This is a genomic window from Nonlabens ponticola (assembly GCF_003966335.1).
In the GTDB taxonomy this organism is placed as follows: Bacteria; Bacteroidota; Bacteroidia; order Flavobacteriales; family Flavobacteriaceae; genus Nonlabens; species Nonlabens ponticola.
Genome location: NZ_CP034549.1, coordinates 1,616,304 through 1,632,883, shown reverse-complemented (window position 1 = coordinate 1,632,883; position 16,580 = coordinate 1,616,304). Strand labels below are relative to the sequence as shown.

General features: G+C 40.7%; 19 protein-coding genes. 15 read left to right on the top strand and 4 right to left on the bottom strand.

Annotated elements, in window-relative coordinates; translation table 11 throughout:
- The first annotated feature begins 24 nt into the window (after positions 1-24).
- Together EJ995_RS07410 and EJ995_RS07405 are read left to right on the top strand one after the other, a co-directional pair.
- Positions 25-591 (top strand): sigma-70 family RNA polymerase sigma factor, encoded by a 567-nt coding sequence (locus EJ995_RS07410; protein WP_126447134.1) that lies wholly within the window; start codon positions 25-27, stop codon positions 589-591.
- Positions 591-839 carry a hypothetical protein gene (locus tag EJ995_RS07405; RefSeq protein WP_126447132.1) on the top strand — a complete coding sequence of 83 codons (249 nt, stop codon included), beginning with the start codon at positions 591-593 and terminating at the stop codon, positions 837-839. Before EJ995_RS07410 ends, EJ995_RS07405 begins: the two co-directional genes overlap by 1 nt.
- Here EJ995_RS07405 and EJ995_RS07400 read toward each other — a convergent pair.
- A complete protein-coding gene (locus EJ995_RS07400) occupies positions 836-1,651 on the bottom strand; it encodes a UbiA prenyltransferase family protein (RefSeq protein ID WP_126447130.1) in 816 nt (271 codons plus the stop codon). The genes EJ995_RS07405 and EJ995_RS07400 overlap by 4 nt on opposite strands.
- Positions 1,652-1,789: 138 nt before the next feature.
- Between EJ995_RS07400 and gcvP the strand changes: the two genes are divergently transcribed.
- The 4 genes from gcvP to EJ995_RS07380 all read left to right on the top strand — a co-directional run bounded on the left by gcvP (position 1,790) and on the right by EJ995_RS07380 (position 7,250).
- A complete protein-coding gene (gene gcvP, locus EJ995_RS07395) occupies positions 1,790-4,627 on the top strand; it encodes an aminomethyl-transferring glycine dehydrogenase (RefSeq protein ID WP_126447128.1) in 2,838 nt (945 codons plus the stop codon).
- Between the two features lie 117 nt (positions 4,628-4,744).
- Entirely contained in the window at positions 4,745-5,803 is a 1,059-nt protein-coding gene (locus EJ995_RS07390; RefSeq protein ID WP_126447126.1) for a 3-oxoacyl-ACP synthase III family protein, read from the top strand.
- A gap of 5 nt (positions 5,804-5,808) precedes the next feature.
- Positions 5,809-6,426: a DUF5004 domain-containing protein gene (locus EJ995_RS07385; RefSeq protein WP_126447124.1), complete on the top strand. Its 618-nt coding sequence runs from the start codon at positions 5,809-5,811 to the stop codon at positions 6,424-6,426.
- Between the two features lie 83 nt (positions 6,427-6,509).
- A complete protein-coding gene (locus tag EJ995_RS07380; protein WP_126447122.1) occupies positions 6,510-7,250 on the top strand; it encodes a metallophosphoesterase in 741 nt (246 codons plus the stop codon).
- Here the strand turns inward: EJ995_RS07380 and EJ995_RS07375 are convergent.
- Positions 7,247-7,960, bottom strand: a complete 714-nt coding sequence (locus EJ995_RS07375; protein ID WP_126447120.1) for a peptidylprolyl isomerase — start codon at positions 7,958-7,960, stop codon at positions 7,247-7,249. The genes EJ995_RS07380 and EJ995_RS07375 overlap by 4 nt on opposite strands.
- Between EJ995_RS07375 and EJ995_RS07370 the strand changes: the two genes are divergently transcribed.
- The 6 genes from EJ995_RS07370 (at position 7,951) to EJ995_RS07345 (ending at position 13,304) form a co-directional block, all read left to right on the top strand.
- Positions 7,951-8,595 carry an NUDIX hydrolase gene (locus tag EJ995_RS07370; RefSeq protein WP_241234611.1) on the top strand — a complete coding sequence of 215 codons (645 nt, stop codon included), beginning with the start codon at positions 7,951-7,953 and terminating at the stop codon, positions 8,593-8,595. The genes EJ995_RS07375 and EJ995_RS07370 overlap by 10 nt on opposite strands.
- An 84-nt stretch (positions 8,596-8,679) precedes the next feature.
- Positions 8,680-9,483, top strand: a complete 804-nt coding sequence (locus EJ995_RS07365) for a lysophospholipid acyltransferase family protein (RefSeq protein WP_126447119.1) — start codon at positions 8,680-8,682, stop codon at positions 9,481-9,483.
- A 93-nt stretch (positions 9,484-9,576) separates the two neighbouring features.
- The gene (gene pheT / locus EJ995_RS07360; RefSeq protein ID WP_126447117.1) at positions 9,577-12,000 is read left to right on the top strand and encodes a phenylalanine--tRNA ligase subunit beta; all 2,424 of its coding nucleotides are present in this window, start codon (positions 9,577-9,579) and stop codon (positions 11,998-12,000) included.
- A gap of 79 nt (positions 12,001-12,079) precedes the next feature.
- A complete protein-coding gene (locus EJ995_RS07355; RefSeq protein WP_317126794.1) occupies positions 12,080-12,832 on the top strand; it encodes a hypothetical protein in 753 nt (250 codons plus the stop codon).
- 90 nt (positions 12,833-12,922) lie between these two features.
- A complete protein-coding gene (locus EJ995_RS07350) occupies positions 12,923-13,120 on the top strand; it encodes a hypothetical protein (protein WP_126447115.1) in 198 nt (65 codons plus the stop codon).
- The gene (locus tag EJ995_RS07345) at positions 13,113-13,304 is read left to right on the top strand and encodes a hypothetical protein (protein WP_126447113.1); all 192 of its coding nucleotides are present in this window, start codon (positions 13,113-13,115) and stop codon (positions 13,302-13,304) included. Before EJ995_RS07350 ends, EJ995_RS07345 begins: the two co-directional genes overlap by 8 nt.
- Before the next feature lie 7 nt (positions 13,305-13,311).
- Here the strand turns inward: EJ995_RS07345 and ribH are convergent, their stop codons facing one another.
- Both ribH and EJ995_RS07335 read right to left on the bottom strand, forming a co-directional pair.
- Positions 13,312-13,830 (bottom strand): 6,7-dimethyl-8-ribityllumazine synthase, encoded by a 519-nt coding sequence (gene ribH, locus EJ995_RS07340; RefSeq protein WP_126447111.1) that lies wholly within the window; start codon positions 13,828-13,830, stop codon positions 13,312-13,314.
- 3 nt (positions 13,831-13,833) lie between these two features.
- Entirely contained in the window at positions 13,834-14,610 is a 777-nt protein-coding gene (locus tag EJ995_RS07335) for a tetratricopeptide repeat protein (protein WP_126447109.1), read from the bottom strand.
- Positions 14,611-14,795: 185 nt separating this feature from the next.
- Here EJ995_RS07335 and recF point away from each other — a divergent pair, with 185 nt between their 5' ends.
- Genes recF through EJ995_RS07320 form a run of 3 tightly spaced genes read left to right on the top strand, consistent with a single transcriptional unit; the run spans position 14,796 to position 16,580 of the window.
- Complete coding sequence (gene recF, locus EJ995_RS07330) at positions 14,796-15,878, top strand: DNA replication/repair protein RecF (RefSeq protein WP_126447107.1); 1,083 nt, start codon at positions 14,796-14,798, stop codon at positions 15,876-15,878.
- Positions 15,875-16,291 (top strand): lipocalin-like domain-containing protein, encoded by a 417-nt coding sequence (locus EJ995_RS07325; RefSeq protein WP_126447105.1) that lies wholly within the window; start codon positions 15,875-15,877, stop codon positions 16,289-16,291. The genes recF and EJ995_RS07325 overlap by 4 nt, the downstream gene beginning before the upstream one ends.
- Positions 16,281-16,580 (top strand): DUF721 domain-containing protein, encoded by a 300-nt coding sequence (locus EJ995_RS07320; protein ID WP_126447103.1) that lies wholly within the window; start codon positions 16,281-16,283, stop codon positions 16,578-16,580. Before EJ995_RS07325 ends, EJ995_RS07320 begins: the two co-directional genes overlap by 11 nt.

Sequence of the window (16,580 nt, the reverse complement as noted above, 5' to 3'; positions counted from 1 at the left end):
TCTAGTACTAAACTTAAAAACCCGATGCCAGAAGTAAAACTAGATCCTAACAAATGGGTAGATCGCTACGGCGACTACCTATTCAATTACACCATTACTCGAGTGAATGACTCGGCATTGGCGCAGGATATAGTTTCAGAAACTTTTCTCGCAGGACTTAAAAGTGCGCATCGTTTTGAGGGAAATAGTACTGAGCGCACATGGCTGGTCTCAATTCTCAAACGCAAGATTATTGATCAATACCGCAAGCAAAATTCAAAAAAAGGTCGCGCCGAAGTGCGGGTAAGCTACCTGGAGACATCAGATCAAGAGGGCGACTGGCTGGAAGAACGTGTACAGGATATGCGCAATCCTACCATCGAGGATGAGATTGAACAGCAAGAGCTAGGTGATGCACTCAACGCTTGTATTCAAAACCTACCTGAACGATACGCTACCATTTTTGTGAAAAAGTCTATTGACAATATTGATACAGAAACTATCTGTAAGGAACATGATGTGACGCCGTCAAATTTATGGGTAATATTGCACCGCGCTAGAGTGCAGCTGATGGAATGCTTAAAAGATAAATGGTTTAACGAGAACGAGTAATGGCAGGAAGAATATTTATCAAGTGCGACGACGCACAGGTTTTAAGCACTCGCGATCAATATCGGGACTTGAACCCAAAGGAGAAATTCAGGCTCAAACTTCATAAAACGCATTGCCCAGGTTGTAGATCCTTTCATACCAATAATGCTACATTCTCGCGCAATCTCAATAAACTCAAATGGGTAAGATTAACCGATAAGGAAAAACTGCGTATCAAGAAATTGCTAGAAAAGCACATGAGCCGCTAATCAGCGATAATTAGCAAAATCATCCATAAGACAGGTATGGATTCCACAACAAGCGAGGCATAATAATCTGACCTGCTTTGAGTTGAAAAGTAAAGTAACAGGGCTGTTAAGAGATAAATTAATATATCAGTCTCGTTCCATCCATTGTCATAATTGTCGACTAAAATCCCAAGTAATCCACAAGCGATCAATAATATGTAGCCCACAACCTTTGTTAAAGGAACTCCGATAAGTTGCGGCAACGTTTTTAAGTTAGGGTCATCAACTTTAAGATCTCTTATTTCAAATGGCAAGCACCACACCATTACTAGCAGCACTGTCTGTGTAAATAAAATTGTTAAAAAACTAGGCACTCTAAGAAAAAAGAAGAGTAGCTCACTTTCCGCAATTGGCAGCGCTATACTCATCAATGCCCACGTTATACCTACGGCAATCAATTTCATTATGGGCATTCTACGCAGGCTCAAGCCATATTGTTTTGGTAAGACATACCAAACACTGATAAATGTAACACTAGCAATTATTGCAATTGTCAACCAATTATGAAACGACAATAGCACCATACTAAATAGGGCAAAAACGGTACTCAAACATAATATAGCCAAATGGTGGTTCAAATCTGTGCGCCATTGGTGACTATACTTGATCAAGTTGTACCCTGAGACTGTGCTAAAAAATACCAACGCTATAGTCTTCAATTCGATCGGCAAATTAAACTTCAAAAAGCTAACGATGGTAAGCGATGTGAGCCCAAGCGCAACATGCAAACTACTGTCCACATAAAATTTAATCAAGCGCCTTGATAAGTTCATAAAACAAATGTAATCGCAGCGGTTAACAACTCACGATAAATCGTTGAAAAATGATGCTCTCACAACCGCTTCAACTGTTAGTTACCACAGCAATATCGACTACTTTTGCATCATCTATTAATAGCCCATATAAGTACTATGAATACAGATCGTTTTGCCCTTAGACATATAGGTCCTCGCAAGTCAGACCTTAAAGAAATGTTAGACACTATAGGTGTTGACAGCATCGATGAATTGGTTGGTCAAACGGTGCCGGCCGGCATCAGACTTTCAAAGGATCTGGATCTCGATCCAGCGATGAGTGAATATGAGTTTGCACAGCATATAACTGCTTTGGGCAACCAGAACAAGCAATTTAAATCCTACATAGGTTTGGGATATAATGCTGCCATCACGCCAGCCGTGATCCAGCGCAATATTCTTGAAAATCCAGGATGGTACACGGCCTACACTCCATATCAGGCAGAAATTGCTCAAGGAAGACTAGAAGCGCTGCTCAATTACCAGACAATGATTACTGATCTTACAGGTATGGAGCTAGCAAATGCCTCATTGCTAGATGAGTCCACAGCCGCTGCCGAGGCGATGACGCTACTCTTTTCCGTTCGTGAGCGTGATCAAAAGAAGAATAACTACTCTAAGTTTTTTGTCGATCAGGACTGCCTGCCACAGACCAAAGAGCTTCTTAAAACGCGTGCCATACCGCTGGGAATAGAACTTGTCGAGGGAAATCCACTAGAAATGGATCTGGACGATAGCTACTATGCCATTTTACTGCAATATCCTGGTGCGAGTGGTAATGTAGTGGATTATACCGCTTTCGCGAAAACGTGCTCTCAAAAAAACATCAAGATAGCAGTAGCGGCAGATATCCTGTCCCTAGTTCTACTGGAAGCACCTGGAAATTGGGGTGCCGATGTTGTCGTGGGAACAACACAAAGATTCGGAATACCATTGGGTTATGGCGGTCCGCATGCGGCATATTTTGCAACTCGTGAAGCATATAAACGACAAATTCCAGGACGTATCATTGGTGTGACCAAAGATACCGATGGTAAGCGTGCCTTGCGTATGGCGCTACAAACGCGCGAGCAACACATTAAAAGAGATAAAGCAACTTCTAATATTTGTACCGCACAGGTTTTACTTGCGGTTATGGCTGGTATGTACGGTGTCTACCATGGGCCACGTGGTTTGAAATACATTGCAACAAAAGTTCACCAACACGCCGCTACCCTAGCCGATGCTATTGAGAAACTAGGCGTTTATCAGACTAATGAGAACTTTTTTGATACTTTATGTTTTAAGACTGCGACGCTACCAGTCCGTGAGATAGCATTAGAAAAAGAATTGAACTTTTACTATCCTGATGCAGATACGATTCAGATTTCTATCAACGAGACTACGTCACTTGCAGATTTGAATGATATTGTTTCCGCTTTCGCGAAAGCGTTACAAAAAGAATTTACACCCATTACAGAATTGCTGGAAACTGAGCACCTGGGAATAGGCCGCCAGACAGAATTCATGACCTATGAGGTGTTCAATTCCTACCACAGTGAGACCGAATTGATGCGCTACATCAAGAAATTAGAACGCAAAGATCTCGCACTCAACCACTCAATGATTGCCTTGGGGTCATGTACCATGAAGCTGAATGCGGCGTCAGAAATGCTGCCGTTGTCAGATCCACAATGGGGAAATATTCACCCATTTGTGCCGCTGGATCAAGCTCAAGGTTATCAAACCATGCTTAAAAAACTGGAGGAACAGCTCAATGAAGCAACTGGATTTGCAGGAACCTCATTACAACCTAATTCTGGCGCCCAAGGTGAGTTTGCAGGACTTATGGCGATACGCGCCTACCATTTATCAAGAGGTGATGATCATAGAAATATTTGTTTGATACCATCCAGCGCACATGGAACCAATCCAGCGAGTGCGGTGATGGCTGGGATGAAAGTTGTGGTCACCAAAGCGCTTGAAAACGGGAACATTGACGTAGACGATTTGAGAGCCAAAGCACTGGAGCATAAGGACAATCTTGCAGCGTTAATGGTGACCTACCCATCGACACATGGCGTTTATGAAAGTGCGATTAAAGAAATTACGGGCATCATTCATGAGAATGGTGGTCAGGTTTACATGGATGGTGCTAATATGAATGCACAAGTTGGTCTTACCAATCCAGGAAATATAGGCGCAGACGTTTGTCACCTGAATCTGCATAAGACTTTTGCCATACCTCACGGTGGTGGTGGTCCTGGTGTAGGCCCTATTTGTGTAGCAGAACAGTTGGTTCCTTTCTTGCCTACCAACCCGATTATTCCTACTGGTGGCGATCAAGCGATTACACCTATTAGTGCTGCGCCATTTGGTAGCGCGCTTGCCTGTGTGATTTCATATGGGTACATCTGCATGTTGGGTGCCGCTGGTTTGAAGAGATCAACGGAGTATGCCATTGTAAATGCAAATTATATTAAGGAACGTCTGGATGGAAGCTATGACTGTTTGTACGTTGGTGAACAAGGTCGTGCTGCTCATGAGATGATCATTGATTGTCGTCCATTTAAAGAAAAAGGTATTGAGGTTGTTGATATCGCCAAACGTCTTATGGATTACGGCTTTCACGCACCAACAGTGTCCTTTCCTGTAAACGGCACTATGATGATTGAACCTACGGAATCTGAAAGCAAGGCCGAGATTGACCGTTTTTGTGATGCCATGATTGCTATAAGAAAGGAAATCGAGGCGGCAGATAAAGATGAGCCGAATAACGTATTGAAAAATGCACCGCATACCATGCAGATGCTCACAGCAGACGATTGGAATTTACCTTACACAAGAGAGAAAGCTGCGTATCCTCTAGAATGGGTGGCAGACAATAAATTCTGGCCTACCGTGCGCCGCGCAGATGATGCGTATGGCGACAGGAACTTGATGTGCACTTGCGCACCTATGGAAGAATACTTGTAACGATTGCGGAATGTTGATTATTAAATATCAGCTAGAATACTATGCACGCATAGAAAACAGGAGTAGAAATAGGAACTTTGAGTAATTATTTCTTCTTTTGTTAATTATACTTTATTTATGAGAGCTAAAATCACTGGAATAGGAAGTCACATTCCTGATGTCGTTAGAAAGAATGAAGAGTTCATGAATCATGAATTTCTCAATAATGATGGGAGCTCTTTTGGTAGTGACAACGCGACGATCATCAAAAAGTTTGTCGCTATCACAGGTATTGAAGAACGTCGTTACATCAGTGACGATCTATTTACAAGTGATATTGCAGCTATTGCAGGTCGTAACGCTATCGCTGACGCAGCAATCGACGCAGAAACCATCGACTTTATTATCGTAGCGCATAATTATGGTGATGTAAAACCAGATGGTGGTTCTAGCGATATGGTACCTAGCCTCGCCAGTCGTGTCAAAAATAAGTTGGGTATTAAAAATCCAGCTTGTGTAGCGTACGATGTGTTATTTGGTTGTCCTGGTTGGGTGTTGGGATTGACTCAAGCCGATAGCTTTATCAAATCTGGTCTTGCAAAAAAAGTTCTAGTCATAGGCGCAGAAGCTCTTTCAAGAGTTGTTGATCCGCATGATCGCGATAGCATGATTTATAGTGATGGTGCTGGTGCTGCCATTGTAGAATCCAGTGATGATGATCACGGCATTATAGGACAGGCCACAGCTACTTATACTGAAGAAGAAACTTATTTCATATTTAATAAGGAATCCTACAACACCAAACTGGAGAACAAGACAAAGTACATCAAGATGTACGGGCGTCGTATCTATAATTTTGCACTATCCAAGGTTCCTGAAGGAATGAAGGCTGCGTTAGATTCTTCTGGTGTTGACATTAAGGATTTGAAAAAAATCTTTATCCACCAGGCCAATGAAAAAATGGATGAGGCCATAGTACAGCGTTTCTATAAGCTGTATGATATGGAAGTACCTCAACATATCATGCCCATGATCATTCATAAGCTAGGAAACAGCAGCGTTGCAACAGTACCAACCGTTATGGATCTAGTGGTAAAAGGAAAGATGGACGATCACCAGGTTAATAAAGGTGATGTAGTCATGTTTGCGAGTGTAGGCGCTGGCATGAATATCAATGCGATTGTTTATAGGTATTAATATCTATGATTTTCCGATTTTTTCTTGTCTTTCTTCTATTGGCTTCATCTCAAGTTTTTAGTCAGGATTTGGTAGGAACTTATAAGGACAAGAATTCTAATTTTGAGGTGACTTTTAATTCCGACGGTAGTTTTCAAACACTGTTTTTTGGCAAATACTGCGGATTAGGAATTGTTGAAAACGGAACTTATTCTTTAGATGAACAAAACATAAAGTTGAGTACAGTTCGTGAGATGTCTAAAAATCCTAAAGTTTTTGATATAAAGATTACAGACAGCAAACGAATAGAAGGTTGGCAGTACTTTAATGTTCGCATTATAAACCATAGGGATTCTATGTCTTTTAATACATATTTTTTAAAAGGCGAAATATCGCGTGAACGAATCGACAATCCTTCGGAACTTAAATTAATGCCGAGATCAAGAACTCTTTATCTTGAAAATATATACCAAAATACTCTTGCTGAGTTTGAGGTATCAGCTGGCAAGAATTACGATGTCGAGGTCAAAATAGATGAGCGAGAAGAATATGTGACCAATTGGAAAATTCTACGTATCAAGGATGATATGTTAATAATTAAGGATTTAGATATTGGTAAGAGAAGGCGCTTGATCAAACAATAGCTAAAATTATCAAGTCAAAACTTTCTAGACGTAAATTCATAACTCTTATCCTATCTGGTACGGCAGCTTTATTGCTGCTAGACATGTTTTGGTTTGAGAAGTATGTCATCGACTGGAGCTACTTTGATCGTTCTAAAAACGAAGCCGAATCTAAGATCAAACTCATCCAAATAAGCGATTTACACATAACCGGACTGCGATCCTTTCACAAGTCCATTGCTCGTAAGATTAATGAAATCAAGCCAGACCTGATAGTTTTTACAGGTGATAGTATCAATCTAACTACAGAAATTCAGTATCTCGATAGCTTTTTGAAACTTATTGATCAGGACATACCCAAGTTCGCTATTCTGGGAAACTGGGAATATTGGGGTAATGTTGATTTGAAGCAATTGAACGAAGTTTATACATCTCATAATTGCCAATTGCTCGTCAATGAAAATGCTACCATTAATGTGAATAATCAAAGCATCGCCATAGCAGGCACCGATGATTTTTTAGGTGGTCGCCCAGATATTATGACAGCTATGAAAAAATTATCCGAAACAGATAAAACAATAGTTCTCAATCATTGCCCGCAATACAGCGATGTCATAAAGGATTCTCAATTTGCTGATCGCATAGATCTCATTCTCTCTGGACACACTCATGGTGGTCAAGTGACATTCCTGGGCTACGCGCCTATCACACCTCGTGGTAGCGGTGATTATTTAAAAGGCTGGTACGAGGACAAAGTACCGATGTATGTTTCTCGAGGCATTGGTACCAGTAGAGTGCCTATCAGGTTTGGCTCTCGTGCAGAAGTTGTTGAGATCGATCTCTAGTCGATTACTTTCATATCAATATAAACCGTCTCAATAGGCCAGTCGCCTTCATCGCGATTGAGCCTAGATATTTTTTCTGCCACATCCATACCGCTCGTGACTTTACCAAAAATAGTATGCTCGCCATCAAGATGGCTCGCGCTACCCAACGTTATGAAAAAATCAAAAGGGTTATGCCAGTTTTCTGGATTGTCTTCCCAGCGCTTTGCAGCGCTTACCGTTCCATAAGTATGTTGAACATTATCTAGAATCGCTGGTGGTAACATGTAATTTCCTGCACTGCTGCGCTTGGTTGCGGTGATTCGTCTATCGCTATCGCCTGCTTGTACGATAAAGTCAGGTACGACACGATGCACAACTGTCTCATCATAGTATCCATTTTTTACCAGATAGATAAAGCTAGCTCGATACAGCGGCGTTTGTTCAAAAAGCTCTAATTGAATCTTGCCATATTTGGTTTCTATTTCGACACGCTTCTCTGGATTCTTCTTACCGTATCTAGTAAAAAACAGCTCAACGCTATCTTGTGGTATATAGCTGAGTAAGGTATCGCCATCTTCGGTGATCATGGGTTGGTAGAACTCGTCTAGATCAATTTTTTTTTCAACTTCAACTTTTTCCTCTACCACAGGCATTGGCCTTTCCTCATTATCTTTACATGACATCGCTAGTAAAACGATGATTAAACCTATCAGCAGTCGTGAGTTCATTCAATGATTTTTTATCTCAAGTTTCAAAATTAAGCAATATGCCGTTGCCTGGTCAAGAAGCACAATTATCCATGGCAGCCATGGAACGTCTTGACGAATTGAAATTAGTAGCTAAAAAAAGCAAAGATGCAAAGCAAGCAGCCACCATGATGCTTTTATATCCTAAAAATGATGAATCCTATTTCGTCTTGATTGAGCGAATGATTTCCACTGGTAAACACAGTGGTCAAATCGCTTTTCCTGGCGGTCGAGCAGAAAAAGGTGATAAGGATTTTGAATACACAGCGCTGCGAGAAACTGAAGAGGAAATAGGGATTCCCATATCCCTACAAAAAGTGATTACCGCTGGCACACCGCTGTACATTCCTCCTAGTAACTTTATGGTTAGACCTTATTTAGGATATCTTGATCACTCACCTATTTTCAAACTTCAAGCAACTGAGGTAAAATCAGTTATTGAAGTGCCTCTTCAACAACTAATGGATGAAGCAAATGTGAGTAGCCAAATATTATCTACCAGTTATTTAAGCAAGGTAGAAGTGCCTTGTTTTCTTTTACAGGAGCAAATTGTTTGGGGTGCGACAGCGATGATGCTTAGCGAATTCAAAGCCATGTTTAAGCAAGCAGGATTGTAGGATATTTCAATAAAGCCAGATAAGCTTTAACGCATGTTCTACCCACATGCACTATATTAGCCTTCGGTAAAATTTTGAAATTTTATGGGGTTGTTCAAGACAAATCCTTTTGGTCATATATTATTTGTAAAACGCTGGCTCATCAGGATTTTGGGAGCACTTTCTCACAGGCGCTATCGTGGTTTTAATGAGCTGCACATTGATGGTAGTGAGATCATTAAAGATCTACCCGATACAGGCGTTCTGTTTGTTTCTAACCACCAGACCTATTTTGCAGATGTCGTGAGTATGTTTCATGTATTTAATGCATCACTGTCTGGTCGCGAGGACAGCATCAAGAACATAGGATACTTATGGAATCCCAAACTCAATATATACTATGTAGCTGCCAAGGAAACCATGCAAAGCGGTATCCTACCCAAGATCCTGGCCTATGCTGGTGCGGTGACCGTAGAACGCACATGGCGCGCCAAAGGTGAAGAAGTCAACCGCAACGTCAATCCAGATGATACCAAAAACATAGGTATTGCATTAGAAGACGGTTGGGTCATTACCTTTCCTCAAGGAACCACCAAGCCTTTCAAGCCTATACGTAAGGGAACTGCCCACATCATCAAGCAGTACAAACCTATTGTTGTGCCAGTCGTCATTGATGGCTTTAGACGCAGTTTTGACAAGAAAGGCCTGCGTATTAAAAAGCGCAACATTCTGCAATCCATGGTGATCAAAAAACCACTGGACATTGATTATGAGAACGACAGCGTTGAGAAGATCGTTGAGCAAATCGAGTACGCCATTGAGCAACATCAATCTTTCTTAAAGGTCATTCCTTTAGAAGAATTGAACGAGATGGAAGAACTCAACAAGAAACGTCAATGGGAATATTAGTCTCTATCTAGTATTTGTGCAGCGCTGTTTATGGATGGTTACGCTTTCGCGAAAGCGTGATTACCACTATCTTTACACCATTAAATTACCTTCATGAAAATTTCCTACAACTGGCTCAAACAGTTTATAAATATTCCCGACGATATAGAAAAACACGAGTCGTTATTAACGGCCTTGGGACTTGAAGTAGAAGGAATTACAGATTTTGAAAGTGTAAAAGGTGGATTGCAGGGAATCGTGGTGGGACACGTCCTGGAATGTGTAAAACATCCCAATGCGGACAAATTGAAATTAACCAAAGTCGATCTAGGCAACGAGGTCGTACAAATAGTTTGTGGCGCACCCAATGTGGGCGCTGGCCAAAAAGTTCCCGTAGCCACAATAGGCACAACACTTTATGACAAGGATGGTGAGCCGTGGAAAATCAAAAAAGGCAAGATAAGAGGTGAGGAAAGTCACGGTATGATCTGCGCTGAGGATGAGCTGGGACTAGGTGCCTCACATGACGGCATCATGATTCTAGATGACACTCTTGAAGTAGGCACGCCTATGTCCCAAGTCTTTGAGGTGGAACAAGATAAGGTCATTGAGATAGGTCTCACGCCTAATCGTGCTGATGCCATGTCACATATGGGCGTTGCTCGTGACTTGCGTGCAGGTATCGCTGTGAACGAGGCTGCACCAGAATTTATAACACCTAGCGTGAGTAGTTTTCATGTAGAATCACGATCTGCACGAGTAGATATTGATGTGCAGGATACAGAACGTGCGCCGCGATATTGTGGTGTTACCTTGACTGGATTAACTGTTGCACCATCACCAGATTGGCTTAAGAATAGACTTCTAGCGATAGGAATTGTGCCCAAAAATAATCTAGTGGACATCACCAACTATGTGATGCATGAATTGGGACAACCGTTACATGCGTTTGACGCTGCTAAGATTGCTGGGAATAAGATTATAGTAAAAACGCTAGAAGCAGGCACGCCATTTACCACACTGGATGGTGAACAGCATGAGCTGCATGAGGAAGACTTAATGATATGTGATGAAGAGAAACCTCTGTGTATAGCAGGAGTTTACGGCGGCGAGAATAGTGGCGTGACAGATTCTACAACTAGTGTATTTCTAGAAAGTGCATACTTTAATCCAGTAAGTGTACGTAAAACGGCAAAGAGACACAGCTTTAATACTGATGCGTCCTTTAGATTTGAGCGCGGCATTGATCCCAATATTACAGAGTATGCCTTGAAACGCGCTGCCTTGCTTATGAAAGAATTGGGCGGTGGCGAGATATCAAGCGACATAACAGATGTTTATCCAGTAAAAATGGAGTCGTTTGAGGTGTTCCTGCCATTTGAGAAAATCAATTCTCTTATAGGTCAAGAAATTGATCGTGCAGAAATCAAAAGTATTCTAAGAACACTAGACATAGAGGTACGCAACGTTACTGAAAGTGGACTGGGTTTACAAATACCTGCTTACCGCAATGATGTAAAGCGACCTGTCGATGTCATTGAGGAAATTCTGCGAGTTTATGGTTATGATCGCATCGATATTCCTGTGAAACTTAATGCCACCATCGCACCTAGCTCTAGACTCGATAATTATAAGCTAGAGAATGCAGCTGCTAATCAGCTGGTAGGATTAGGTTTTAGAGAAATGATGGCAAATAGTCTTACAGCAGAAAAACATCACGAACTCACCGATCAAATTGATCCAAAGAACGAAGTGCGCATACTCAATCCTTTAAGTACGGACTTATCAGTCATGCGTCAGAGTTTGCTGTACGGTGGTCTAGAAGCCATTGCCTATAATTTGAACCGTAAACAGAATAACCTGAAGTTGTTTGAATTAGGTAACAGCTATCATCAATATCAAGAGCGCAGCTTTACAGAACAAAAACACTTGACCATTCTTACAACCGGTCAGGTACAAGCCAATAGCTGGAAAGCTACTGATGCTGCTGCAGATTTCTTTTACCTAAAAGGTGTTGTCGTTGCATTGCTCAATAGATTGGGAATCAATAATCTTACTGAGAAAAAAACCAAATCAGATTTCTTAAGTGAAGGTTTGGCGCTCAATAGTGGCGGTAAATTGGTAGATCTAGGTGTGGTAAGAAAGAGTGTTCTCAAAAAATTCGGTATTGATGTAACTGTATTCTATGCAGATATCTATTGGAATGAAGTTGTGAAAACGCTTGACTCAGGCAGCAAGGCAATTAATGGCATACCCAAGTTTCCAGAAGTGCAACGAGATCTTGCGCTACTTGTTGATGAGCAAACGAGCTTTAAAGAACTAGAAACTATAGCTAGACAAACTGAAAAGAAACTACTTAAGGAGGTGAGTCTATTTGACGTTTACAAAGGTGATAATCTACCCGATGGTAAGAAGTCCTATGCACTAAGTTTTACACTACAGGATCCAGTAAAAACACTCACTGATAAGCAAATCGACAAGACAATGGGCAAGTTGCAAGCTCAACTGGAGAAACAGGCAGGTGCCGTATTGCGATAATTCAAGATTTTTAGGATCCTGCTGATAGGTTATTAGGAGAGTAACGACAACCATTTTAAGGTGAGGAAATATCCGTATCTTGAAAGGACATTATTACCCTAATTCCACCACTATGCTAGGTCGTACCAATATTGAGGAAAAGCTACAAAAAGCGCGCAACAAATCTGTGACTGAAGGTGATCTACTGAAACAGGTAGCCAACATACTTCAAGAAGAAGGTAGAAAACAGGATGATATCATCGCAAGGATGAAAAGCCCTCAAAAGCCTACACCTCGCAACAACTTTGATCTAGATCTCATGGAGACAGATCGCATCTATCATGTAGATCAGATACGTGAGATTTGCGTGAACTATAGATTGCGATTTCTAGATACCAAGTATTTTAAAAACGAAATACCACTAGAAGCTATCAACAAAGTGAAGCAGCTAGAGAAAGATCACGACATCACACTCAAGGGTTTTAAAATCGTGGCGCCTTCAAAAATGTTCAAGCTAGAGAATGCAGATGATCCATTGTTATTTGCACCTATAGGTAATGGTTACTTTTATCTTATCCATAAATGGGGCAATGACCTCAATGCTTTTAGAAAAGCATGGGCATGGCCGTTCAAATCATTAGAAAATCTCATTGTCGTTACCATACTTATAAGCTTGTTAGCCGCTTGGGCAGTTCCTAACGGTTTGTTTTCTAAGGATACAACTGGTGTACAATTTGTACTTATATTCTTTTTTACGTTTAAATCCATCGCAAGCATGATATTATATTACGCATTTGCAGCTGGAAAGAATTTTAATACCAGCATCTGGAATTCAAAATATTTTAATGCTTAAACCTACTATTCCCTAAAGTGTTTAGTGCTTTCATTAAAATGCCCTCTTTGTGAGGGCATTTTCTTTATCTTGCTTCCTCAATAATTTTCTATGGCTCAACGCACTCGCAATCCTTATATAGGCGCAATCATTGCTATCATTATGATTGGTTTTGGAAGTTTTAGGTTCTACGATTATTTCGTGAATGGTGCTGATATTCCAACATGGCGATTGTTAATCGCTGGTGCATTAATTCTATATGGACTGTTTGTAGCTTACACCATCATATCACAGCAAAACAATGGATAAGACAAAATCCACCTATACATTGTTATTATCACTGGTGTTTATAGGTATTGGCAGCTGGAAACTATACGAGTTCTATTATACAGCAGACAAACCAGAGACCTATCAAGCGGTGCTTGCCGGATTCTTAATCCTGCTAGGAGTATTCCAACTATACCGTGGTGTTACAGCCAGAAGAAACAAATAAATAAAATCTAGAGATTTTTAACGCCTACCATCTTGATGGCAGCGATAGCAGCTTCTGACCCTTTATTGCCGTGCTCACCACCACTTCTAGCGACTGACTGATCGTGCGTATCGTCGGTCAGTACACAAAAGATTACAGGAATATTAAACTGGTTGAGATTTAAGTCTTTGATTCCTTGAGTAACGCCTTGACAAACAAAATCAAAATGAGCTGTCTCGCCTCTAATCACATTACCGATGGCGATAACGGCATCAACATGTCTTTTTTGCCTGTGGCCAGAAACCTTAAAGGTAGTTTCCTGCAACTTGCGCGATCCATAGATCAATTCAAAAGATCCAGGTACATTAAGTCTGTGAATATTATCAGCTTGCACACCGCAATCCAGCAATGCTTCAAGTGCTCCTTTAAAAAGATTTTCGGTGATATCAGCGTTCCACTCAGACACGACAATGCCTATGCGCATGTCTGTTGCGTCGGGCAATAACTGCTTATTGTAATCAGATAAGTTCTTGCCTGCGGTCGCCATCTGTTAGTCGGCGATTTGAGCCTGTGCCAGTAACACCTTAGCTGTACTTGCTTCTGGTGCATCTGGATATTCTTCCTCAATACGCTCTAGGCTAGAAACAGCCGTTGAGTTATCGCCAGTATCCAGAGCAGCCTGTGCGGCCTTCAATAGATATTTAGGCGTTGTGAATTCGTTGGATTGAATATCTGCAGCTTTTAAATAGTATGAAACTGCATCAGCTTTTTGATCAACTTGTACCAGTGCGTCACCTATTCCACCTGCGGCATAGGCTTCTAGTATAGAGCCATCACCATCATAAGCAGTCAAATAATCGATCGCATTTTGGTAATTAGCGCCACCTAAGTTTAGGTAAGCCATACCAGCTTGATAGTTAGCAATGTTTCCTGATGGTGTTCCTGAATAGTTTTCGGCAATTTTGATAAGACCGTATTTACCATTACTATCCTCAAGGGCCATGTTGTATAAAGAATCTTGCTGCTCTCCAGTAGCATTTACTGCTTGCAAATAGTACTCATTTGCCTGTGCAGATTCTACGAGCGCTTCTTCTGCTCGTGGCTCGACTCTAAATACCTGATAAGCCCATGATCCTAGAGCTATAGCTACAAGCACTCCAACAACAATAAGAATAATGTTTTGGTTCTCGCTCACCCATTCTTCCGTCTTATTTGCACCTTCATCAAGAGAGCTAAAAACCTCAGCTGTTGCTGAATCCGTTTCTACAACTTCTTCCTTTTCCTTTTGGGTTTTAGGCTTGTAACCTCTTTTATTATATGTCGCCATTCCTATATTTATTGAACGCGCAAAAATAGAATTTTTATCCATATTAAAAAACGCACATCCATGTAATCTTCTATGGTTCAAAGACTAAATTTGCAATTGTGTGGATAGGCTTTTTGGGATTACGCTTTCGCGAAAGCAAAATTCTCTCAAACCTCTAGTTATCATTAAATTACCTTCATCAATTTATGCGTCTTAACAATCTAAGTCTGGTCAATTACAAAAGCTTTGATAGCGCAGATTTTGAATTGGATCCTAGGATCAACTGTTTTGTAGGTAATAACGGTGTGGGCAAGACAAATGTGCTGGACGCGGTTTATCATCTGGCTTTTGCCAAAAGCTATTTCAATCCCATCACACTTCAAAATATCAGGCATGATCAGGATTTTTTTGTAATCAATGGTCAGTTTGAAAAAAAAAACAAACAGGAACAAGTAGTCGTAAGCGCAAAACGCGGTGCAAAACGCGTTGTGAAACGCAATGGTAAACTGTATGAAAAAATAAGTGATCATATAGGACTTATACCTCTAGTGATCATCTCACCTGCAGATCGTGATTTGATTATAGAAGGTAGCGACACGCGTCGCAAGTTCCTAGATGCGGTAATATCGCTGGGTAATCATCAATATTTGACGAGTGTTATTAATTATAATAAGCTCAAAGACCAGCGCAATGCCTTGCTCAAATATTTTGCAGCTAATCATAAGTTTGACAGTGATGCGCTGGCAGTGTACGATGAGCAAATGATCCCATTAGGAACTTATATTCATGAGCAACGCACGTCATTTCTAGAACGCTTCACCCCTATTTTTAAAGAATTCTATCAAAAGATTTCTCGCAGTGCGAGTGAACAGGTCGATATTTTCTACAAATCTGATTTTACCGATGTTGATCCTGCGAGTGTCTTTAAAAATGCGCAGCAGAAAGACTTGCAATTACAATACACCAGTGCTGGTGTCCACAAGGATGATCTAATTTTCAATCTGGATGGTCATGCGGTAAAAAAATATGGTAGTCAAGGCCAGCAAAAGAGTTTTCTTACTGCCTTGAAACTAGCGCAATTTGAGTTGATAAAAAATGAAACCGGAACCACTCCTATCCTGTTGCTGGATGATATTTTTGATAAATTAGATGAGGATCGCGTCTCTCAAATTATTGAGATGGTGAATAATGATCAATTTGGTCAACTATTTATAAGTGATACGCATCCTGATCGTACAGAGCGTGTGATTAAAGAAACACATCAATCCTATAAAATGTTTCAATTATGAAAATTGTATTCGGGTTACTATCATTCTTATTGCTAGCATCATGCTCGCAAAATAATCATGTAGAAAAACTGAAACATCTTGAAGGCTACTGGACGATCGATACTGTCGTTAAAGATGATGGTGAAGTCAAGGAATTTCCTTTTACCAATCACATGGACTTTTTTGAAGTTAACGGTTCTCAGGGAACTAAAAGTCGGGTAAGTCCTACCTATGATGGGACTTTTATAGTTTACGGCGATCCGGTAAAATTTAGTTGGTCTGCGATGGATGATGCTTTGATCTTACAGTTTAAAGATGGAGAGCAATCCTATAAGCAAACCGTAGAAAAAGCAACAGAAGAAACATTACAGCTAGTGCATACTGATGGCACTATTTATAACTATACCTCTCACAAACCAGATTATGAGGAATAATAAAAAAGACGGCTTTGTGAACATGAGTGAGGCACTCAACGACTTTAAATCCCAGAAAAAACTATCTCGTGGCTTCTTAAAGGTTGATATTAATGATGCATGGAAAGAAGTGATGGGACCAGGAATTGAGAGCTACACAACACAAGTAAAGCTTAATGGTGACAAACTCATTGTGAGTTTATCCAGTAGTGTCTTAAGACAAGAATTGAGCTATGGTCGTAGTAAGATCGTTACCAATATCAATGAGCATATGGGCAAAGAGGTTGTGAAAACTCTGGTGCTTAAATAG